A 21,039-nucleotide genomic window follows, 5' to 3' on the forward strand; every position below is an offset into this window, starting at 1 on the left:
GGAAAACATGTGGAGAAGATTTTAACGGTAAACAATTTAGATGTCTCCTTTAAAACATATAACGGGGAAGCAAATGTATTACGAGGAGTGAATTTCTCATTGGAGAAAGGGGAGACACTTGCAATTGTAGGTGAATCCGGCTCTGGAAAATCCGTTTCTGCTCGAACAATCATGCAATTGCTGCCTAAGCAAAACAGTGTGGTAAATGATGGAGAAGTTATGTTTGAAGGGAAGAACTTGCTCAAATACAGTGAAAGAGAGATGCGAAAAATTCGAGGATCTGCGATTTCAATGGTCTTTCAGGATCCGATGACATCCTTAAACCCAACGATTTCAATTGGTAAGCAAATCATGGAAGGGCTACTGGAACATCAACCTTTAACAAAGAAAGAAGCATACAATGTTGCTGTAGGACTTATTGAAATGGTTGGAATTCCAAATGCAGAAACCCGAATGAAAGAATACCCCCATCAATTTTCAGGAGGAATGCGTCAACGGATTGTTGTAGCAATGGCGATTGCATGTAAACCAAAAATCCTTATTGCTGATGAGCCAACAACAGCATTAGATGTAACGATTCAAGCGCAAATTCTTGATTTAATGAGGGAATTACAAAATGAACTCGATACCTCGATTATTATTATTACACATGATTTGGGTGTTGTTGCAAATATGGCACAGCGCGTGGCAGTTATGTACGCAGGTCGAATCGTAGAAATTGGAACAGTGGACGAAATATTTTATGAGCCAAGACATCCTTATACGTGGGGATTATTAAGCTCGATGCCAAAATTACATGAAGACGACAAAGAGCCTCTTGTGCCAATCGTCGGGTCACCTCCTGATTTAGAGCAGCCTATAAGTGGATGCCCATTTGCGCCAAGATGTCCTTATGCGATGAAAGTGTGTCATTCACATGTGCCAGATCCATTTGAAGTATCAGATACACATGCTTCAGCTTGTTGGTTATTAGATGATCGGGCACCACGTGTGGAGATACCCGTAGGAATGGATGTGAGTGTAAATGAGTAGTCAGGAAAAATTAGTTGAAATAACGAATGTAAAAAAGCATTTTCAACTGAAGAAAAAAACAACTTTGCAAGCGGTTGATGGTGTCTCTTTTGATATATATCGAGGTGAAACACTAGGAGTGGTGGGTGAATCTGGTTGTGGAAAATCAACACTAGGTCGAACAATTATTAGGCTATATCAACCAACATCAGGTGAGGTGCTGTTTAAAGGAAAAGATGTTGCAGGCAAATTATCGAAAAAAGAAGAACGGACGTTTCAAAAAGAAGTACAAATGATTTTCCAAGATCCATACTCTTCGCTTAATGCTCGAATGACAGTAAGTGAAATTGTATCGGAAGGGATTCAAATTCATGAACCAAATTTGCCCAAAAAGAAGGTTGATGAACGTGTTTCTGAGTTGCTAGATAGTGTTGGCTTACATAAGCGATTCGCAAATCGCTATCCGCATGAATTTAGTGGAGGACAACGGCAACGAATTGGGATTGCTCGTGCATTAGCAGTTGACCCTGAATTTATTATTGCTGATGAGCCAATTGCTGCTCTGGATGTTTCTATTCAAGCGCAAATTGTTAACTTACTAAAAGAGCTACAAGAAGAAAAAGGTTTAACCTATTTATTTATTGCTCATGATTTATCTATGGTAAAACATATTAGTGACCGAGTTGCAGTAATGTATTTAGGTGGAATGGTTGAGCTCGCAACGAGTGATGAATTATACCATGACCCACTTCATCCCTATACAAAAGCTTTATTATCTGCGATACCTGTTGCTGATCCAAGAATTGAGAGAACACGTGAACGAATTATTTTAGAAGGAACAGTACCAAGTCCAGTTAATCCACCAAGTGGCTGCCGTTTTCGAACACGTTGTCCACTTGCAATGGATATTTGTTCACAAGAAGTTCCAGAGTGGAAGGAACAGAAACCTAATCACTTTGTAGCATGTCATCTATACAACGATGTAAATTAATGAAAAAGAGGGAGGGTGTGTAATCATGAAAAGATGGTGGCAAATAGGCATTATTGTAGGTCTAATAGCTATAGGTTCCTATGGTTATATCGCCCTCACATCAGAACAAACTTCTTTAATTGATTGGCTTGATATGATTTTTATTATCGCTCTTATTTTTTTAGTTAGTGGTGCAGGACTTGTATTTATTTATAGTATGCCCTTTCAACGCCTCTCGTACAATTTCACATACTTTTTCTCGAAACTAAAACAGGGAAGTAAGATGGCAGATGAAATTGAACGAAAACAAAAAAATTATAAAGGCGATGAATTAGAGGAAAAGGAGAGACCTAGATGGACGACATCCCTTCTCTTATCAGGCATTATCCTAGCAGCATTTTCTATGATTTTATCGTTGATGCAAAGCCTGTGATGAAGGGAAATTTGAGATGTATCCATCTAGGAAATTTTGCAGACTAAAAATGATTTTTCAATGTATCTTTATTTTCATTAATTCTCAAAAATAGTTAAAGAAGATCTCCACAATCCAAATTAACTAATAATTTTAAATAAAATAAATTGACAAAAAATATTTATGTGATAGTATGTTTGTATATCAAAAATAATGAAATGATATTTCAATATATGAAATTCTAAAACGTATATATCATAGAGTACATGCAAATAGATCACATTCACATATTAGAACGGATAACAAAATACAATGTTTCAAATTTTTGTAAGTAAAATAGTGACCAAAACTACCTTTTAAAGGTAGTAAACTCATCTGTGAAAGCGAATACATTTTTATTTGAATATTGAAAAATTAGTTCTATAGAAAAGGATTTAGTACATATATATAAAGTAGACTCAACTATAGTAATGGGGTGTAAATTAAATTGAACAAGACTTTATTAGAAATTAAAAATCTTAAAACATCGTTCAAAATAAATGATGAATATTATGCGGCTGTCGATGATGTGTCGTTGAATGTTAACGGTAATGAAGTACTCGCTATTGTTGGAGAGTCAGGTTGCGGAAAAAGTGCATTAGCTTTTTCGATAACAGGATTACATACACGTGCGAAGATTGAAGGAGAGGTTATTTATAAGGGAAACGATATTGCTAACATAGGTCATAACAAAATGAATCGTTTGCGTGGAAGTGAAATTGGAATGATTTTTCAGGATCCATTAAAAGCATTAAATCCCTTAATGACAGTAGGAAATCAAATTGGAGAAACAATACTATTACATCATAAACACCTCTCGAAAAAACAACGATATAAAAGAACGATAGATTTATTAAAAAAAGTGGAAATACCCCGTCCCGAGTATACATATAATCAATATCCTCATGAGTTATCGGGTGGAATGAGACAAAGGGTTATCATCGCTACTGCAATTGCAAATGGACCTGAATTATTAATAGCTGATGAACCCACCACAGCACTCGATGTAACTATTCAATCCCAAATTTTAGATTTAATGAAAGAATTAAAACAAGAAATTAATGCAGGTATTATGCTTATCACTCATGATTTAGGCGTTGTAGCAGAAATGGCAGATAGAGTAGCCGTGATGTATGCAGGTCAAATTGTAGAAATTGCAGATGTATATACACTGTTTCAAAATCCATTACATCCATATACTAAATCATTATTTCAGTCCATACCAGCTGGTGATAATGTTAAATCAAAATTACATGCAATTCACGGTATAGTACCTCCCCTGCAAGATTTACCACGTAATGGCTGTCGGTTTGCTGCCAGAATCCCATGGATCGATGAATCGGCTCATGAAGAAAATCCAGAGTTAACAGAAGTTGAACCAGGTCATTTTGTAAGATGTTCTTGTTATAAACATTTTTATTTCCCTGCGAGTAAGGAGGAAAGTCTTCATGACATTACTTGAGGTAAAAGACTTAAAGATTCACTTCCCAATAAGGGGAGGAATTTTTAAAAGAATAGTAGATCATGTGAAAGCTGTTGATGGAGTTACTTTTCATATTGAGCAAGGAAAAACATATGGACTTGTTGGAGAGTCTGGGTCTGGTAAAACTACTACAGGTAGAGCAATTATTGGTTTGAATGATATTACTTCAGGAGAAATTCTTTTTCAAGGAAAAAATATAACAGATTTTAAACGTTCTGATTTTGATATCAGAAAAGATATTCAAATGATTTTTCAGGATCCCTTTTCTTCATTGAATCCTAAAAAAAGAGTGAAAGATATCATTGCTGAACCTCATCGGAATGCATATAAGTTATCAAAGGAAGAAGAGAAGAAACGCGTATATGAATTATTAGAGCAAGTGGGGCTAAGCGCAGCTAGTATTTATAAATATCCGCATGAATTTTCAGGGGGACAGCTGCAACGTATAGGAATTGCTCGGGCCATCGCGCTAAACCCTAAATTAATTATTGCTGATGAACCTGTTTCGGCATTGGATGTTTCTATTCAAGCACAAGTTTTAAACTTCATGCAAGACATACAAAAGGAATTGAATTTAACTTATTTAATCATTAGTCATGACTTAGGAGTTATTAAACATATGAGTGATCATATTGGGGTTATGTATAAGGGGAGATTTATTGAGCAAGGATTGGCTGATGAAGTTTTTGAAAATCCCCAGCATATTTATACAAAACGACTTATATCTGCAATTCCAGATATCAATCCTCAGAATCGAGAGGAGCAAATAAAGATTCGTCAAAAGATCCAAAAGGAATATAAAGATTCCTACGATTATTACTTTAATACAGATGGTTTGGCTAGGGAGTTAGTAAAAATCTCTGAAACACATACCGCAGCTATACCTAAGAAAGGAAGTAAATAGCATGTGGAAATTTATAATACGAAGATTACTCATCATGATTCCTCAAATAGCTATTTTAAGTATTTTTATTTTTATTCTAGCTAAATTAATGCCTGGGGATGCTTTAACTGGAATGATAGAACCAGGCGTAGATCCAGCTAGACTTGTAGAGTTAAGAGAACAATTGGGATTAAATAATCCTTGGTATGTGCAATACATCGATTGGGTTAAAAATATATTTCAAGGTGATTTTGGGCGATCCTTTCAATTTAAAGTACCTGTTACAACTGTAATTGGGGAGCGGCTTGCTAATACATTTTGGCTATCATTAGCCACCTTAATTTTAACGTATTTATTAGCTATCCCGCTTGGTATTATCAGTGGAAGATATAATGATACTTGGATTGACCGTCTTGTTACTGGTTATACATATGTAGGGTTCGCCATTCCAATCTTTATTTTCGGATTAATCATGGTTTGGGTTTTTGGATTCCAATTAAATTGGTTTCCAACTAGTGGAAGCGTTTCTCCTAATGCGGTTCCAGGTACCTTTGATTATGTGTTAAGTAAAATTAGACATTTATTACTTCCGGCATTATCAATGAGTCTAATCGCTGTTGTCGGAACAGTGCAATATTTGCGAAATGAAATTATTGATACAAAGCATAAGGATTTTATTATAACAGCAAGATCTAAAGGGGCTTCAGAATCAAGAATATATAATCGTCATATTTTAAGAAATTCATTAATACCTATTGCCGCTTTTTTTGGTTATGAGATAACAGGATTAATTGGAGGCACCATTTTTATTGAAAGTATTTTTAGTTATCCAGGTATGGGGCAATTATTTATCCAGTCTATCCATTTACGAGACTTTAGTGTAGTAACAGCACTTGTTTTATTATTTGGTGTAGCAGCAGTTTTAGGTGCTTTGCTTTCCGATATTATATTAAGCTATGTTGATCCACGTATCCGCATAAAATAAAGAAATGAATTTGAGGTGATAACAATGGGGAATGCTTCAACTGCAGAACAAACCCATCAAAAAAGTAAAAGTCCAAATGGTGCTCTAATTATATGGAGAGAAGTAGTTCGAGATAAGATAGCCTTAATTTCATTAATATTTCTAGTGTTAGTAACGTTATTTGTGTACGGAGCTGCTATTATCCTAGATCACGATGAAATTGTTAAGGTAGATTTATTTTCTATTTATGAAGCCCCGTCAGCCGAATTTTGGCTAGGAACGGATTATGGGGGTAGGGACGTATTTGGACAATTAATTATTGGAACACGTAATTCCTTAACCATTGGATTTATTGTAACAATTTTAGCAGGAATTATTGGAATAGTGGTAGGGATAGTTTCTGGTTATTATGGTAAAAACGTTGATAATGCTCTTATGCGTGTTGTTGACTTTTTCATGATCTTACCGTTTCTAATGTTAGTAATTGTATTTGTTTCTATTGTTCCTAAATATAGTATTCTTTCATTTACTTTGATTATGACAGCTTTTCTCTGGATGGGTAAAGCCCGACTTATTCGTTCGCGTACTTTACAGGAGACGGAAATGGAATACGTGCAAGCATCTAAAACATTAGGGTCGTCTAACCTTAAAATCATGTTTACTCAAATCATGCCAAACTTGATGTCATTAATTATTGTAAATATGACGCTAAGTTTGGCGAATAATATCGGCCTTGAATCAGGACTCTCTTTCTTAGGTTTTGGTTTTCCAGAGGATACACCAAGCTTAGGAACACTTCTAAGTTATTCAACAGATCCACAAACATTAGAACATAGGTGGTGGATATGGCTACCAGCAGGAATCTTAATCTTATTATTAATGTTGAGTGTTAATAATGTTGGTCAAGCGTTAAAGCGTGCCACTGATGCAAGACAGCGAAAGGAGTGATGCATTTTTCACGCCCCATGTGTATGAGTTGTTATGAACCACAAATAAAAAGTAAGGAGTTGATGGCATGAAGAAAAAGCATTTATTTAAATTGTTGATTTTATTGATGGCTGCTTGTTTGATGTTAGTAGCATGTTCTGATGACTCATCAAATGATACTGATTCAAATGACAATGCTCAACCTGATTCGAATAAAAATGACAATGATACTGATTCAGATGATGATGCTGAACCTGATTCAGATAGTGATGGCACTTATTCTATTGAGGATTTTAAGGCAACAAAAACAAATGAAGGCGAACCAATGGATGGTGGAGAAATTACTGTAGGATTAGTATCAAGTACTCCATTCGCAGGTACACTTCTACATGTGTTTTATGTAATGTCTATTGACGATACCATTATGGGATGGTTTCAAGATGGAATTCTAGAAAAGGATGAAAACTTTAATTATACGCAAGATGGACCTGCTACATTTGAAATTGATGAAAGTAAAAAAGTATGGACCATAACAATTAGAGATAATGTTAATTGGCACGATGGAGAGCCTCTAAAAGCAGAAGATTTAGAGTTTGCATATGAGATAATCGGTCACCCGGATTATGAAGGTTCATGGTATGGATCAGATGAAAGAAATGTGGAAGGTATGGAGGAATATCATGCAGGTGAAGCAGATTCGATTTCCGGAATTAAAGTAATTGATGAAAAGACGATAGAAATAACATTCTTAGAAGCAGATCCATTTGTAGATATTTGGAGAAGCCCTGTACCAAAACATATTTTTGGTGATATGACATTAGATGAGATGGCTGCAGCTCCAGAAGTACGCGAACGCCCTATCGGTTATGGACCATTTAAAGTAGAGCGTATCGTACCAGGGGAATCTGTAGTCCTTACTAAAAATGAGGATTATTGGCGTGGAGAACCAAATCTAGATCAAGTAACATTGAAAGTTATCGATCCAAGCAACGTAGTTCAAGAGGTAAAGACTGGTGGAGTGGATATAACACCTTTTGAAATTACAGCATATCCAGATAATGATGATTTAACCAACGTAGAAATATTAGCTGATACATCAAATGGTATCCAATTTATTGATTTTGTCATGGGAACTTGGGATGAAGCAACGAACGAAGTTAAACCTGATCCATCTATGAAAATGGCGAATAAGAATTTAAGGCAAGCAATGTGGCATGCTGTTGATACTGGAAGAGTAGTGGAACAATTTTATCATGGATTAATCCCTAAGGGAACAACAATGATTGCACCTTTCTATGGAGAGTATCATGATACAACAAATCCTGGTCGAGAATATGATCCAGAAAAAGCTAATCAATTACTAGATGAAGCCGGTTATGAATGGGCTGATGGAGAAGATTACCGAACAGATCCTGATGGAAATGAATTAACAATTATATTCGCAGCTACTTCCGGTGGCGATATAGCGGAACCAATGGCTAAGTATTATATGCAGGCATGGGGCGAAATAGGGCTCAATGTTGAATTATATAATGGACGTTTGATGGAAACTAATAACTTCTACGACATGCTTAACTCTAGAGATGATTACGAAGTAGATGTAGTTCTATCAAGCTTTGGTCAATTCAGTAACCCAGATCCAAGAATTTTTAATGGGAAAGACAGTATGTTCAACTATCCTAGATACCAAAGTGAGGAATCTAACGCACTACTAGAGGCAGCTGGAAGTATAGAAGGATTTGATAATGATTTTCTCATCGATACTTATAATAAATGGCAGGAATTGATGGTTGAAGAAGTACCACGTTTCCCAACAAGATATGGTACAGCAATGAGAGCTGTTAATAATAGAGTTGTAAACTATACAATAGATAGAGCGGAGAAAATTTATTATCATCAGCTTGGAGTAACACAAGATGAGCCATATGTTGATGGTAATTAAGAGATAACAGAAAATATTTTTTGGTTTAGAGGTTTAGTTTTGTATCTGTTCATATACTTTACTTAGTGTGTGGGCAGATACAAATATTTATGATTTTGAGTGTTGTTCATTTTTGAAAGGTAACTAAAGGGGGATAAAACCTAGATGCAAGAAACAAAAAGCCTAGAAGAAGCTGGTCAAAAGTTAATTGAAAAATATAAAGTTCCAGGAGCTATAGTATCCTTATCAAAAAATGGAGAAAAAATTTACAGTTCTGCAATGGGATATCGTAATCGTGAAGAAGAATTATTAGTAACAGGTGATACTGCTTTTGGGCTCGCCTCTGTTACAAAATCATTCACATGTGCAGCAATCATGCATTTACAAGAAAATGGGAAATTAAATGTTCTGGATAAAGTGAGTACGTATTTGCCTGAGTTCCGTATAAAGAATAAAGAAAAGCTAGATAAAATTAGGATTCACCATTTTATGACCCATTCCTCAGGCTTACCACCGATGTCTGCTTTAGAGTATGCGATGAAAAAGCCGAGCGAGGATAATCCATCTGAATATGTTCATGTTGGTGATAACAAAGAACAACCTATTCTGCACACATATGAAGATTTGATGGAATATATAGCAGATCAAAATGTAGAGTTATTTGCAGATTCGGGAGTTCAATTTAGTTATTCTAATGAAGCATACAGTTTATTAGGAGCAATTATAGAACGGGTGAGTGGACAATCGTATGAATCATATGTTTATCAATATATTGTTGATCCATGTGGAATGAAACATACTCGCTTTACATTTGAGGAAATGGAAGGGCATGATAACTGTACAATCTCCTATGGAAAAAAAGGAGATAAAAAGGAAATTGAGGCTGATAAAGATTGGATAACTAGTAGTTCCATGCAAGCTACTGGATTTTTAAAGTCTACTGCAAACGATATGTTGCAATACGCAGAGCTATATCTAAATAAAGGATTAGTTAATGGAAAACGGATACTTTCTGAGGAAAGTATCAATGAAATGTTAAAGCCTCATATGAAGGTATATCAGGACCAATATTATGGATATGGTCTTGAAATAATTCCAAATTATTTTGGTCATACCTATATCGGGCACGGGGGAAGCTTAAGAGCTGTTTCATCTAGATTTGGTTTCATATTAGAAAAAGAGTTAGCAGGAATTGTGCTTACTAATTTAATTGGAGTTCCAGCGGCTAAATTATTAAGAAATGCATTTAATATCCACCTTGGCGAGGATATGGATGCAAATCATGTAAATTATGAGGAATATGACATAGATCTTGCTGTACTTTCTTCCTATACAGGGAAGTACAAATCAGATGAAGGAGCAGATATTACTTTAGAAATGAAAGATGGGAAACTAGTTTTTATCAATGAAGATGGCGAATATCCTACAAAATTTATAAGTAAAACAGAGTTAATTACAACGTTTGAGGAATCAGAAGGAATGATGGAAATTCTAGTAGATGAAAAAGAGCAACCCTATGCATTGTTCTGTTCTTTACGCGTAGTCCCAAAAGTAATTGAATAATAAATATATTTTGTTTTTAACTGGTTCTTGCTGTAATCTAAAGCTAGAACCTTTTTTCTTTTAACTGATGGGATGATGAATGTATAAGAATAGATTCAATTCACACCATCTACCATCCCTATATTATCTGAAAAAAGGGAATAGAGGAAACAGAACAGTGAATTCCCTGTTCTTAAAGGGACAAGCAGAATTCCTAGAAATAATAAGGCATTGTAAATAAGGAGGCATACAAAATGAATTTTCGAAAAGCTCATAAAGAAGATTTACCAGCAATTGTCCGTCTACTAGCAGATGACGAATTGGGATCTAAGCGTGAAAGGTATGAGGATCCATTACCAGACGTATATTATGAGGCTTTTGCTGCAATTGAATCCCAAATAGGTAATCAAATTTTATTAGCAGTTGAAGAAGATAAGGTCATTGGCTGTATTCAATTAACAATGATTCCTGGATTAGCGAGACAAGGAATGAAGCGTGCACAAATAGAAGGGGTGCGTGTGGATAAGGATTATCGTGGGAAAAGAATAGGAGAAGCTTTATTTAAAGAAGCAATTGCTGTTGCAAAAGCTGAAAATTGTGGCCTTGTACAATTGACAACAGATAAGGCACGTAAGGATGCTTACCGTTTTTATGAAAGATTAGGTTTTACTGCAAGTCATGAAGGAATGAAGTTGATTTTCTAATTTTACTGCAGAGGATAGAGCAGGTAAGGAGAGTATATAAGATGGAGACACAGGATAGAGCCATTCATGATGCTATTTTGTTTATTCAAGAAAATCTTGATAAAGATTTGTCACTTGAGAAACTCGCAAATGAGGCAGCCTATAGTCCTTATCATTTTTCTCGTATGTTCAAAAAGCATGTAGGCGTACCTCCAAAATATTATGTTTCCAGTATGCGATTACAATTAGCAAAACGATTGTTATTGGATACAAATTTTCCAATTAGAGATATTGGTTTTGAAGTTGGTCAACAGAGTCTGGGCACGTTTACAACACGTTTTACAAAAAGTATTGGAATCACACCTGCAGCATTTAGAACAGCTCAAACGAATTCAAATCAGTATATGACAGATTTAAAATCCAATAAACGATTAACTACCGAAAGGCAAAATAGCTCCCCTTATCATCAAGTAGTTGGTTCTATCCATGCTGAGGAAAATTTTGATGGTATTATTTTTATTGGAATATTCTCAAAGCCAATACCAGAGGGACTCCCTATTCGTGGTACGCTATTGATGACGACAGGTGAATTTGAGTTAAATCATATTCCTGTTGGTACCTATTACCTGATGGCAACGGCGCTATCATGGGGAATAGATTCTAAATCTATTCTTATCCCACAAGAAACATTGCGTGTTCGTCATCCAATTCCAATTCATTTGGATGGTAGGAATATCTTATCGTCCATTCACCTCACTATGCATAAACCAGCAATAACAGATCCACCAATTCTTATTTCGCTGCCTTTATTAATGAAACACTTTTTACAACGTTCACCAATTTCCCATGGAAAAGAAGGAATATAGCAATTGAGAAGAAATTTGATATTCACATCTTTGTTATACTAGGAAAAAACTTGGAGAGGTGAGTGTATCATGTCAGTAACAAAGCAGCTTATGGAAAAAATCAATCATGCTTTTGCCAATGGTGATGTAGATTCCATGATCGAATTGGCTACAGAGGATATTGTGATGAATGAAATAGGACATGGTATTAGTGAAGGAAAGGCCGCTTATATTGAAAAGATGGAACCGATGCGTGGGTATAAAGCAGATGTTTATGAGGTCCATCGAACATTGATTGAGGGAAATACCGCTGTAATAGAAGGAGAAATGGAATTTGTGGAAGGTGATGAAAAAGTTATTTACTGTTTTACAGATTGGTACGAATTTGAAAATGAGAAAATTAAAAGTATCACCGTATTTATGATTAAACAAGCAAATACTGACGAAAATTGAGGTGAATAAGATGGTTATAGGTGTTCATGTATACTTGAAAATGAATGGTAATGGACAAGAAGCAGTAGAATTTTATAAAGATATATTCGAAGCGGAAGTATTAGGGATTAGGACATTTGCTGAATTACCTGAGAATCCAGCGTTCACAATTCCTGAAGAGGCTAAGAACCGGGTTCTTCATGCGCATTTGAATATTGGTAATACGGAACTTTTACTATCAGACACTTTCCCAGGACAAACAGTTGAAGCAGGAACAAATATGGATGCCTGTGTGACTTTACAAAATGCAGAGAAAGCAAAAGAGGTTTTTGAGAAATTACAAACAGATGGTGAAATATTGATGCCGCTCGCTCCAACAGACTGGAGCCCTGCTTATGGACAAGTGAAGGATAAATTTGGAATTACTTGGCAAATTTCAACAAACAGCTAATATATAAAACACCGCTATAGCCGAGACTTTTGAGTCTTGTTATAGCGGTATTTTTAAGAGTTCTTATTTATTTTTTAAATCATCTTTCACACTTTGCTTAGCTAATTTCACGCCTGTATAATAAGCTGCTCTACTAATTAGATGAGCTGCAACTGGGGCAGTAATAAAGATAAATATTATACTTAGAACTACTCTAGCATTAAATTCGCCATCATGTGCATAAAAGTAGATTAATGTTCCAGTAAGTGCAAATAATACACCAAGTGTAGTTGATTTTGAAGCTGCATGGTTTCTTGTATAAACATCAGGTAATCTTAAAACACCAATAGCAGCAACTATGCTTAAAAAGGTTCCTATTAAAACGAAAATGATGATCAACCATTCAGCGGCGGCGTTCATATTCGATAGCCTCCCCTTTTTGTAAGAATTTAGAGAATGAAACCGTACCAATGAAAGCCAGGATTCCGAACAATAGGATGACATCTAAAAAAGCTTTCGTATGAAACAGCATGGATGCAACTCCTGTAATAGCCGCTAAGTTGATTCCCATCGCATCTAATGCAACAATGCGGTCTGGAACAGATGGACCTTTAATCACTCGGATAAGCAAGAGTACAGAGGAAAGCGAAAAGCCAGTTAAGGCAATTTTTAAAACAATATCAAGCATTAGCGACTCACCTCCGAAATTGCTTTCTCAAATGAAAGCTTAATACTTTCTACAGCTTCATCAACATCTTCAATGTCCATGGAATGAATGTAGAGCACTTTATTATCATCAGATACATCAACAACGAGTGTACCAGGGGTTAATGTAATTAAACTGGATAGTAGCGTAACTTCCCACTCAGTTTCGAGCTCTGTTTCAAATGCAAAGATACCAGGTTTGATATCATCTAAATTTGGTTTAAGTACGACTTTTAATACAGCTAGATTAGCAAGAACTAATTCTTTTAGAAAAAGGATAGTGAGCCAGATAACTGCAAATACTCTATATAAATAAAAGCGAGTGTTGAAAAATCTACGCATGACAAAAATAATGAGTAATCCTAGTAGATAGCCAATAATAAATGTAGACAATGTAACAGAGCTTTCAAAAAACATCCATAATGCTGCTAGCAAAAAGTTCAATAATATTTGAAAAGCCATTATGCATTCCTCCTTTGTCTCTAGGAAAATTTCGAATGATGTGCCACTTAGTACTCTATAAATACATGTTCAAGAATTAAGTGACACATCAAGATTTTTGCTAATTTATCCTTTATTTATATAAAACAGCATCAATATAAATAGAAGGATTGATGAGCACTTCTACAGCCTGCGTAATATAGACATTTACATATTCAGAGAATACACCATAGCAGATAGAGACAACCATTAGTAGAATGATCGGAACCATTAATTTGCCGATGCTTGCATTCGTATTAATCTGACCGCTTTTTGATTCGCCCCAGAAGCTATTAATGAATACTCTCATCAATGAATATAGGACAGCTAGACTGGAGAATAGAATAATCAATGCTCCAATCACATCATTAGCTTCAAATCCTCCTCTTGCTATCAAAATCTTCCCAACAAAACCACTTAATGGTGGAATACCTGCAAGTGCGAGAATGGAAATAAAGAAAGTCCAACTAAGTAATGGGTAATGTCGGATTAACCCACTAAATTTCTGATAATTGCCTGTCCCTGTAATGATAATAATAACACCAGCAATCATAAAGAGCGCTGCTTTAATTAACATATCATGGATTAAATAGAAGACAGAACCGCTCAAGGCATCAGCATTCATAACCCCAATACCATAAGTAATAACTCCGATAGCAATAATGATATTGTAAATAATAATCTTTTTAATATCTTTATAGGCAATGGCGGCAATAGCGCCAAGCACTACGGTTATTAATGACAAGACGATAAGTAGTGTATGTGTAAACCCTTGATCATGATAGAAGAACAGGGTATATGTTCTTAAGATAGAATATACACCTACTTTGGTTAATAAAGCCCCGAATAACGCCAAGATTGGAACTGGTGGCGCATAGTAGGAACCTGGTAGCCAAAAGAAGAGCGGGAATATACCACCTTTTAAGCCAAATACAATTAAAAAGAGTACTGCAATGACAGATAGAATACCAGGTTGATTTACTTCTGCAATTCTTTCTGAAATATGAGCCATGTTTAAGGTTCCAACCACAGAATAAAGATAAGCAACTGCAATAACAAATAATGCAGAGGATGTGATATTCACAAGTAAATACTTAATGGATTCACGTAATTGTATTTTTGTTCCACCAATAACAATCAATGCATAGGAGGACATGAGCATTACTTCGAAAAAGACGAACATATTGAATATATCACCTGTAGTAAATGCTCCGTTTACACCCACCATCAAAAATTGAACGATAGAGTAGTAATAGTATTTTTCACGTTCCTTCCCAATAGTGTCAAAGGAATAAAGAATACAACAAAGTGCAATAAAAGAGCCAGTAGCAACCAGTAGGGCAGATAACATATCGGATACAAGTGTGATACCGAAGGGTGCTGGCCAGTTACTAAGGTCTAGTGTCTGAATACCACTCTGATGGATTTTATGAATCAAAATCAAGGAAGTAATGAATGTTCCTATCATAGAAATCACAGAAATCCAACGCTGAATGGCAATTTTATTAGCAAAAAAGATCAAAATGACAGCAGTGACAAGTGGAATGATAATCGGTAGTATTAGTAAATTAATCATCTTTTTCAGTACCTCTCATCTCTTCGACATTGTCCGTGCCAAGCTCTTGATAGGTGCGATAAGCTAGAACAAGGAAAAAAGCTGTTACACCGAAGCTAATAACAATTGCTGTAAGCACAAGTGCTTGAGGTAGTGGATCTGTATATGCTTCTGCATTTTCTCCAAGCAGTGGCACTGTACCACGCTTTAATCCTGCCATTGTTAAAAGCATCAAATGTGCACCATGGCTGAGTAAGCCTGTTCCAATAATAATTCGTAATAAACTTTTTGATAACATTAAGTAAACGGCACTAGCAAAGAGTAGACCGATTAATATCGACATTATAATTTCCATTATTCGCTCTCTCCAATCGTTTGAATAATGGTCATCGTAGCACCAACGACAACTAGGTATACGCCAATATCAAACAAAACAGCTGTATGTAAGGATGTTTTGCCGAGTAATGGTAATTCAAAATAGTCAAATGCATGGGTTAGGAAAGGAACGTCAAAGATGAATGCTCCTACACCTGTCCCAACAGCAAATAAAAGTCCAATGGCAATCATGTATCTGTAATTAATAGGTAAGCTATTCGCCACTGTTTTAATATCATAAGCAAGCAATAGTAAAACAATTGCACCAGAGGTCAATAAACCACCAACAAACCCGCCTCCAGGATTGTAATGACCTGCGAAAAATATATGGAGAGAGAAAAGTAAAATGATAAAAGAAACGACTTTGGTTGCAGTTTGTAAAATCATGTCATTTGAGCCCATCTACTTTTTCCTCCTTGAGAGTCTTAGTCGAATCATACCGTATATACCAAGAGCGGCAATACCTAATACGGCTATTTCAAACATTGTATCTAATCCACGGAAGTCAACAAGGATAACGTTAACCATGTTACCTCCACCAGCTTTTTCTGCTGTGTTTTCAATATAATACTGTGAAATGGATTCAAAAAGTTTTGTACTATGTGCTGATAGGGTAACTAATGTCACAATAACCCCTACACCACCTGCTATAATAGCATTTGTCAATTTAAATTTTATACGCTCTTCTTTTCGACTTAACTTCGGCAGGTGATAGAAACAAAGTAAGAATAAAGCAACAGAAATTGTTTCAATAACAAGCTGTGTGAGGGCCAAATCAGGCGCTCTAAATAGGATGAAGAATAATGCAACAGTATATCCAACTGCTCCAAGTGCAATAATTGATGTAAGTCTTGTTCTCGCCATCAGAATAGTGAAAGAGGCTGCTACAACAATAAAGGCAAGCACCAATTCATATACTCCAACAGGAGCTACATTACTTGTATCAATTGCAAATGCATTTTTGCTGATAAGAGAAAAGCTTAGAATACTAATGAGACCAATAAAGATATAAATCATATATTGTCTAATTGATCCTGTCATATAAAAGCTTGTTGCTTTATTTGAGCTAGATTCTAATCGCATTAATCCAGCATCATACATATTGTTTAACGTAATTTTTTTCGGAAGTTTTTCATATACTTTTTTCCATTTCGGTAATGTCACATACAATAATATTCCGACGGTAATGATTCCAATGGTCATCCATAATGCTGGAGTGAAGCCATGCCAGAATGAAATGTGAATATCAAATGTCTGACCTGCTGCAATCAGCTCAGGCATAATCGAACTAGCAGCCGGTTCAATAATTGATTCAGAAAGTATATTTGGAAATAACCCAAAAACAATAACAAGAGCAGCTAAGATAATTGGAGAAATTAACATGCCAATTGGTGCTTCATGTGGTTGTACTGGTAATTTCTCAGGCTTATATTTACCTCTAAATGTTTTAAATAAGAAAATCATGCTGTAGATAAAAGTGAATACACTTGCTATCCATGCAAGTACAGGGAAAAGCACTCCCCATGTTTCTAACTGGAATATGTTAAGTGATAATATATCTACCATGCTTTCAAGGAACATTTCTTTACTCAGGAACCCATTAAATGGAGGCAAGCCTGCCATCGAAAAGGAACCGATTAAAGCAATGGTAAATGTAATAGGCATGATTTGCATAAGCCCACCTAATTTACGAATATCCCTTGTTCCTGTTTCATGATCGACAATCCCAGCGACCATAAATAGGCTTCCTTTGAATGTCGCATGGTTCACTAAATGAAATACTGCTGCTGCAGTGGCAGCCATATAAATATTCGTGTCAAGCTCTGTAAAATGAAGTGCAGCCGCACCGACTCCAAGTAAGCTCATAATTAATCCGAGCTGACTCACGGTTGAAAAAGCAAGAATAGCTTTTAAATCGGTTTGTTTCACTGCATTAATTGAGCCCCATAAGAGTGTTAAGATACCTATTCCACCAACAAGCCATAGCCAAATTCCTTGTTCAGCAAAAACAGGGCTCATACGCGCAACTAAATAAATTCCTGCTTTCACCATCGTTGCCGAGTGCAAATATGCACTGACAGGTGTAGGTGCTTCCATTGCATCTGGTAGCCAAATGTGAAAAGGAAATTGTGCTGATTTCGTAAAAGCTCCAAGAAGAACTAATACAAGCGCTACAATAAATAATGGATCTGAGCTTATTTCGCTAGCCATGGAAATAATTTCTCTAACACTGAAGGAACCTGTCATCACGTGTAGTAATAGAAATCCTCCAAGCATCGCAAGTCCACCAAATACGGTAATTAACATCGACTTTTGTGCACCGTAGCGTGAACGCTCTCTCTCAAACCAATATCCAATTAATAGGAAGGATGAAAAAGAAGTTAGCTCCCAGAATACATAAAGAACGATTAAGTTATCAGAGAGTACGACACCGAGCATCGCTCCCATGAACATAAGTAGATAAACATAGAATGTACTGAGGTTTTCTTTTTCCTTTGATAGGTAAAAGATGGAATAAAGCACAACCAATGCGCCAATACCAGTAATGAGTAGAGCGAATAGCAGTCCTAATCCATCTACATAGGCTGTAAAATTAATACCTAAAGAAGGGATCCAATTCATCGTTTCTTGAATGGACTCCTGATTTCTCATGACAGGAATAAGCTGTAAAAAGTAAATGAATAATACGATTGGGAGTAAAAGCACAAACCAGCCTGTATGAAGTCCGTGGATTTTCTTACTTAGGAAAGGCACAATAATTGCTAATAAGAGTGGTGCGATAATAACAAGATGTAAGACAGACAAGAAAACTTCTCCTTTCAATAATGATTAATATGTAATAAATATAGAACATTTAAAGCATGAATATCGCTTGATCTTAGGAATTTACCAAGCAAATGAGAAAAAGTCTGCTACCAATGGGCATACTAATCCCATGGTGACAGACTCCTCCTGTGTATTCAATATTTAGCTATCAAATATTATAACATATGTTTTACAGTTAAAGTAAATAAAACGAAGCCCCTTTTCTATATAAAACGGATTGCTTGAACTTTAGAATGTAGCAAGCTAGGCTTTAGATAATAAAGAAAGGAGCGTAAACAGATGACAAACCAAATTCCAGAAATCACATTACACGATGGGGTGCAAATACCTGCTGTTGGTTTTGGTACTTATAAGCTAAAGGGACATCATGGTGCACAAGCGATTAATCACGCTATTGCTAATGGCTATCGTTTGCTTGATTCTGCCTATAATTATGAGAATGAGGCAACTGTTGGTGAGGCCATTCGTAGAAGCTCTGTACCGCGTGAGGAATTATTTATCACTTCAAAGCTCCCAGGACGTTATCATCATTATGAGGACGCGATTATTACGATTCAAGAGTCTCTATTTCGAGCAAATTTAGATTATTATGATCTATATCTTATTCACTGGCCAAATCCGATTCAGGATAACTATATAGAAGCATGGCAAGCACTTATTGATGCACAGAAATTTGGTTATATACGTTCTATTGGTGTATGTAATTTCTTACCAGAACACATAGAACGTCTAGAAAAAGAAACAGGGATTTTACCAACAGTGAATCAAATCGAATTACATCCACAATTTAACCAACTAGAGCAGCTGAAATGGCATAAAGAACATCAAATTATTACAGAATCATGGAGTCCGCTAACTAGAGGAAGCCAATTACTACAAGATAAAAGAATCCAAAAAATTGCTGATCAGTATCATAAAACAGTCTCACAAATCATTCTTCGTTGGCATTATCAGCTTGGTGCAATTGCTATACCTAAATCAGTTTCTCCAGTCCGACAGAAAGAGAATATTTCTATTTTTGATTTCCAATTAAGTGAGACTGAAATGATGATGATTAATCAACTTACCCAACCAGATGGAAGAATAAAGGACCAAGATCCTGCTGTGTATGAAGAGTTTTAATTGTAAAGTGACGATCAGTAATTAAAAGCCTAATTTCCCATTTATAATATGAGAAATTAGGCTTTTTTTACGTGGAAGCATTATTACTTGTTGGATGACGATAGATTAGATAGCGCATATACTTTTCCAGTGGACCTGACATTTGATGATGCTCCATAAAATAGGCTGTAAATAAAGTAACAACCCAGATGAGAATCCCGATTAGTACAGAAGTTGTAACTGTTAGAACTGCACCTAAATTAAAGGCTATAGGGGATAGGAGGATCACAATGGACACTTCATGTATAACGAAAAAAGTTAATGAACGTTTCCCCAATGCTGCGATGGATTTTACAATAAAGCCTTGTTTTTTAATCCAGACTCCTAGTAATCCGAATAGTGCAGCATAGCCTATACCAGCAGCAAAACCAGTGATTACATGAATCCCATATACTACCCCTGCAATAAAGAAACTAGGAAACCAAAAGTCATTAATCAATACTAGTGGTATAGCGCCAAGGAGTGAGATGCTTAGACCGGCAATCGTTAATTGTTTTAGTAGCTTTAGATGAGGTTGTGGTTTGATCAATATATTTAAATTTCCTAGCCAAATTCCTATTAGTACAGAAGGAATTACTGGAAAGAATACATGGGTAAATAAAGGAATGATTGGTATACTTATTAACCGATCCAGCACGGTATTGAAATATGTTTCTTGACCAGTTACTGACTCGAGCAATCCATAAGACTGATTCTCAAATAGAACGCCTCCCCATAGAAATGGTATATAGATAGCGCATATAAGGATAGAAATAATCACATATTTTTTAATCTTTGTATTGTCTTTTTTTAAGGTAGAAACTAATAGAAGTCCCGCAATACCATATGTCATTAATATATCCTGTCCACCCGCAACTCCTGCGAGGACAGCTCCAAATAAAATTAAATACCAGCATCTTCTTTTGATAATCCGCTTTGCTTCCTTATCACCTTTTCTTTCTTGTTGCTTACGATAAATCATGACCAGACCATACCCAAACAATACTGCGAATAATGGGCGTGCACGATTATCTACAATAATCTCCATTAAAAAATTTAAGAAATGATCCAAAGTGGTACTACCAGCTACTTTTGTTAATACACCCGGTTCTATCATATATAAAAACAGGGGCACATGTGAAAGAACAATCAATAAGAGCATGAATCCTCGTGCGAGATCTAAAGAAAGCGCACGTTTCTTTTGAGTTCCTCTAGTAGCTGCATTTAGCTCAGACATACCAATCCTCCTAATTTTAAATACCTAGAGCTGTGTGACAAATAAATGTACTTGTAATTTCTTTCCCTATTTTCACGTCCATTCTACATTAAAAAAGTGAAAAATAAAAACTATTCTATCATTTCAATTTGGTCATTGGGTTTTCCTGCTGGGGCTATTGTTTGTATCGTTGCCACCAA

At 35.8% G+C, this 21,039-nt stretch carries 22 protein-coding genes; 14 read left to right on the forward strand and 8 right to left on the reverse strand.

The window, feature by feature from the left end:
* Positions 1-9: 9 nt before the first annotated feature.
* The 13 genes from AB4Y30_RS00935 to AB4Y30_RS00995 all read left to right on the forward strand — a co-directional run bounded on the left by AB4Y30_RS00935 (position 10) and on the right by AB4Y30_RS00995 (position 12,563).
* A complete protein-coding gene (locus AB4Y30_RS00935) occupies positions 10-1,032 on the forward strand; it encodes an ABC transporter ATP-binding protein (protein WP_368653662.1) in 1,023 nt (340 codons plus the stop codon).
* Positions 1,025-2,002 carry an ABC transporter ATP-binding protein gene (locus tag AB4Y30_RS00940; protein WP_368653663.1) on the forward strand — a complete coding sequence of 326 codons (978 nt, stop codon included), beginning with the start codon at positions 1,025-1,027 and terminating at the stop codon, positions 2,000-2,002. Before AB4Y30_RS00935 ends, AB4Y30_RS00940 begins: the two co-directional genes overlap by 8 nt.
* A 25-nt stretch (positions 2,003-2,027) precedes the next feature.
* Entirely contained in the window at positions 2,028-2,414 is a 387-nt protein-coding gene (locus tag AB4Y30_RS00945) for a DUF3899 domain-containing protein (RefSeq protein WP_368653664.1), read from the forward strand.
* A gap of 466 nt (positions 2,415-2,880) precedes the next feature.
* Complete coding sequence (locus AB4Y30_RS00950; RefSeq protein ID WP_368653665.1) at positions 2,881-3,894, forward strand: ABC transporter ATP-binding protein; 1,014 nt, start codon at positions 2,881-2,883, stop codon at positions 3,892-3,894.
* Positions 3,881-4,819, forward strand: coding sequence for an ABC transporter ATP-binding protein (locus tag AB4Y30_RS00955; protein WP_368653666.1), 939 nt, complete (start codon positions 3,881-3,883; stop codon positions 4,817-4,819). Before AB4Y30_RS00950 ends, AB4Y30_RS00955 begins: the two co-directional genes overlap by 14 nt.
* Before the next feature lies 1 nt (position 4,820).
* Positions 4,821-5,783, forward strand: a complete 963-nt coding sequence (gene opp4B / locus AB4Y30_RS00960) for an oligopeptide ABC transporter permease (protein WP_368653667.1) — start codon at positions 4,821-4,823, stop codon at positions 5,781-5,783.
* A 24-nt stretch (positions 5,784-5,807) separates the two neighbouring features.
* Positions 5,808-6,710 carry an ABC transporter permease gene (locus AB4Y30_RS00965; RefSeq protein WP_368653668.1) on the forward strand — a complete coding sequence of 301 codons (903 nt, stop codon included), beginning with the start codon at positions 5,808-5,810 and terminating at the stop codon, positions 6,708-6,710.
* Between the two features lie 67 nt (positions 6,711-6,777).
* The gene (locus tag AB4Y30_RS00970; protein ID WP_368653669.1) at positions 6,778-8,631 is read left to right on the forward strand and encodes an oligopeptide ABC transporter substrate-binding protein; all 1,854 of its coding nucleotides are present in this window, start codon (positions 6,778-6,780) and stop codon (positions 8,629-8,631) included.
* Positions 8,632-8,775: 144 nt separating this feature from the next.
* The gene (locus AB4Y30_RS00975) at positions 8,776-10,173 is read left to right on the forward strand and encodes a serine hydrolase domain-containing protein (protein WP_368653670.1); all 1,398 of its coding nucleotides are present in this window, start codon (positions 8,776-8,778) and stop codon (positions 10,171-10,173) included.
* A gap of 233 nt (positions 10,174-10,406) precedes the next feature.
* Complete coding sequence (locus AB4Y30_RS00980) at positions 10,407-10,856, forward strand: GNAT family N-acetyltransferase (protein ID WP_368653671.1); 450 nt, start codon at positions 10,407-10,409, stop codon at positions 10,854-10,856.
* Between the two features lie 41 nt (positions 10,857-10,897).
* A complete protein-coding gene (locus tag AB4Y30_RS00985; protein ID WP_368653672.1) occupies positions 10,898-11,701 on the forward strand; it encodes a helix-turn-helix domain-containing protein in 804 nt (267 codons plus the stop codon).
* A 69-nt stretch (positions 11,702-11,770) separates the two neighbouring features.
* Positions 11,771-12,133 (forward strand): nuclear transport factor 2 family protein, encoded by a 363-nt coding sequence (locus AB4Y30_RS00990; RefSeq protein WP_368653673.1) that lies wholly within the window; start codon positions 11,771-11,773, stop codon positions 12,131-12,133.
* Between the two features lie 10 nt (positions 12,134-12,143).
* Entirely contained in the window at positions 12,144-12,563 is a 420-nt protein-coding gene (locus tag AB4Y30_RS00995) for a VOC family protein (protein WP_368653674.1), read from the forward strand.
* Positions 12,564-12,626: 63 nt separating this feature from the next.
* On the opposite strand, the gene mnhG is transcribed toward AB4Y30_RS00995, so the two are convergent.
* From mnhG to AB4Y30_RS01030, 7 genes are all read right to left on the reverse strand, one after another.
* Positions 12,627-12,962: a monovalent cation/H(+) antiporter subunit G gene (gene mnhG / locus AB4Y30_RS01000; protein ID WP_368653675.1), complete on the reverse strand. Its 336-nt coding sequence runs from the start codon at positions 12,960-12,962 to the stop codon at positions 12,627-12,629.
* On the reverse strand, positions 12,946-13,230 hold the full coding sequence (locus tag AB4Y30_RS01005) for a Na(+)/H(+) antiporter subunit F1 (protein WP_368653676.1): 285 nt from the start codon (positions 13,228-13,230) through the stop codon (positions 12,946-12,948). Before AB4Y30_RS01005 ends, mnhG begins: the two co-directional genes overlap by 17 nt.
* Complete coding sequence (locus AB4Y30_RS01010; RefSeq protein WP_368653677.1) at positions 13,230-13,709, reverse strand: Na+/H+ antiporter subunit E; 480 nt, start codon at positions 13,707-13,709, stop codon at positions 13,230-13,232. The genes AB4Y30_RS01005 and AB4Y30_RS01010 overlap by 1 nt, the downstream gene beginning before the upstream one ends.
* A gap of 112 nt (positions 13,710-13,821) precedes the next feature.
* Entirely contained in the window at positions 13,822-15,303 is a 1,482-nt protein-coding gene (locus AB4Y30_RS01015; RefSeq protein ID WP_368653678.1) for a Na+/H+ antiporter subunit D, read from the reverse strand.
* Positions 15,296-15,637, reverse strand: coding sequence for a Na(+)/H(+) antiporter subunit C (locus AB4Y30_RS01020; RefSeq protein ID WP_368653679.1), 342 nt, complete (start codon positions 15,635-15,637; stop codon positions 15,296-15,298). Before AB4Y30_RS01020 ends, AB4Y30_RS01015 begins: the two co-directional genes overlap by 8 nt.
* A complete protein-coding gene (locus AB4Y30_RS01025; protein ID WP_368653680.1) occupies positions 15,637-16,059 on the reverse strand; it encodes a Na(+)/H(+) antiporter subunit B in 423 nt (140 codons plus the stop codon). The genes AB4Y30_RS01020 and AB4Y30_RS01025 overlap by 1 nt, the downstream gene beginning before the upstream one ends.
* A complete protein-coding gene (locus tag AB4Y30_RS01030) occupies positions 16,060-18,462 on the reverse strand; it encodes a Na+/H+ antiporter subunit A (protein WP_368653681.1) in 2,403 nt (800 codons plus the stop codon). It lies immediately after the preceding gene.
* 300 nt (positions 18,463-18,762) lie between these two features.
* Between AB4Y30_RS01030 and AB4Y30_RS01035 the strand changes: the two genes are divergently transcribed.
* Positions 18,763-19,605 carry an aldo/keto reductase gene (locus AB4Y30_RS01035; RefSeq protein WP_368653682.1) on the forward strand — a complete coding sequence of 281 codons (843 nt, stop codon included), beginning with the start codon at positions 18,763-18,765 and terminating at the stop codon, positions 19,603-19,605.
* Between the two features lie 67 nt (positions 19,606-19,672).
* On the opposite strand, the gene AB4Y30_RS01040 is transcribed toward AB4Y30_RS01035, so the two are convergent.
* Complete coding sequence (locus AB4Y30_RS01040; RefSeq protein ID WP_368653683.1) at positions 19,673-20,860, reverse strand: DUF418 domain-containing protein; 1,188 nt, start codon at positions 20,858-20,860, stop codon at positions 19,673-19,675.
* Between the last annotated feature and the right edge of the window lie 179 nt (positions 20,861-21,039).

Source organism: Ornithinibacillus sp. 4-3, assembly GCF_040958695.1.
GTDB lineage: Bacteria > Bacillota > Bacilli > Bacillales > Amphibacillaceae > CALAMD01.

Coding starts and splice junctions, on each gene's coding strand:
- AB4Y30_RS00940 (WP_368653663.1), top strand. CDS start 1,025: ATGAGTAGTCAGGAAAAATTAGTTGAAATAACGAATGTAAAAAAGCAT.
- AB4Y30_RS00945 (WP_368653664.1), top strand. CDS start 2,028: ATGAAAAGATGGTGGCAAATAGGCATTATTGTAGGTCTAATAGCTATA.
- AB4Y30_RS00955 (WP_368653666.1), top strand. CDS start 3,881: ATGACATTACTTGAGGTAAAAGACTTAAAGATTCACTTCCCAATAAGG.
- opp4B (WP_368653667.1), top strand. CDS start 4,821: ATGTGGAAATTTATAATACGAAGATTACTCATCATGATTCCTCAAATA.
- AB4Y30_RS00965 (WP_368653668.1), top strand. CDS start 5,808: ATGGGGAATGCTTCAACTGCAGAACAAACCCATCAAAAAAGTAAAAGT.
- AB4Y30_RS00970 (WP_368653669.1), top strand. CDS start 6,778: ATGAAGAAAAAGCATTTATTTAAATTGTTGATTTTATTGATGGCTGCT.
- AB4Y30_RS00975 (WP_368653670.1), top strand. CDS start 8,776: ATGCAAGAAACAAAAAGCCTAGAAGAAGCTGGTCAAAAGTTAATTGAA.
- AB4Y30_RS00980 (WP_368653671.1), top strand. CDS start 10,407: ATGAATTTTCGAAAAGCTCATAAAGAAGATTTACCAGCAATTGTCCGT.
- AB4Y30_RS00985 (WP_368653672.1), top strand. CDS start 10,898: ATGGAGACACAGGATAGAGCCATTCATGATGCTATTTTGTTTATTCAA.
- AB4Y30_RS00990 (WP_368653673.1), top strand. CDS start 11,771: ATGTCAGTAACAAAGCAGCTTATGGAAAAAATCAATCATGCTTTTGCC.
- AB4Y30_RS00995 (WP_368653674.1), top strand. CDS start 12,144: ATGGTTATAGGTGTTCATGTATACTTGAAAATGAATGGTAATGGACAA.
- mnhG (WP_368653675.1), bottom strand. CDS start 12,962: ATGAACGCCGCCGCTGAATGGTTGATCATCATTTTCGTTTTAATAGGA.
- AB4Y30_RS01005 (WP_368653676.1), bottom strand. CDS start 13,230: ATGCTTGATATTGTTTTAAAAATTGCCTTAACTGGCTTTTCGCTTTCC.
- AB4Y30_RS01010 (WP_368653677.1), bottom strand. CDS start 13,709: ATGGCTTTTCAAATATTATTGAACTTTTTGCTAGCAGCATTATGGATG.
- AB4Y30_RS01015 (WP_368653678.1), bottom strand. CDS start 15,303: ATGATTAATTTACTAATACTACCGATTATCATTCCACTTGTCACTGCT.
- AB4Y30_RS01020 (WP_368653679.1), bottom strand. CDS start 15,637: ATGGAAATTATAATGTCGATATTAATCGGTCTACTCTTTGCTAGTGCC.
- AB4Y30_RS01025 (WP_368653680.1), bottom strand. CDS start 16,059: ATGGGCTCAAATGACATGATTTTACAAACTGCAACCAAAGTCGTTTCT.
- AB4Y30_RS01035 (WP_368653682.1), top strand. CDS start 18,763: ATGACAAACCAAATTCCAGAAATCACATTACACGATGGGGTGCAAATA.
- AB4Y30_RS01040 (WP_368653683.1), bottom strand. CDS start 20,860: ATGTCTGAGCTAAATGCAGCTACTAGAGGAACTCAAAAGAAACGTGCG.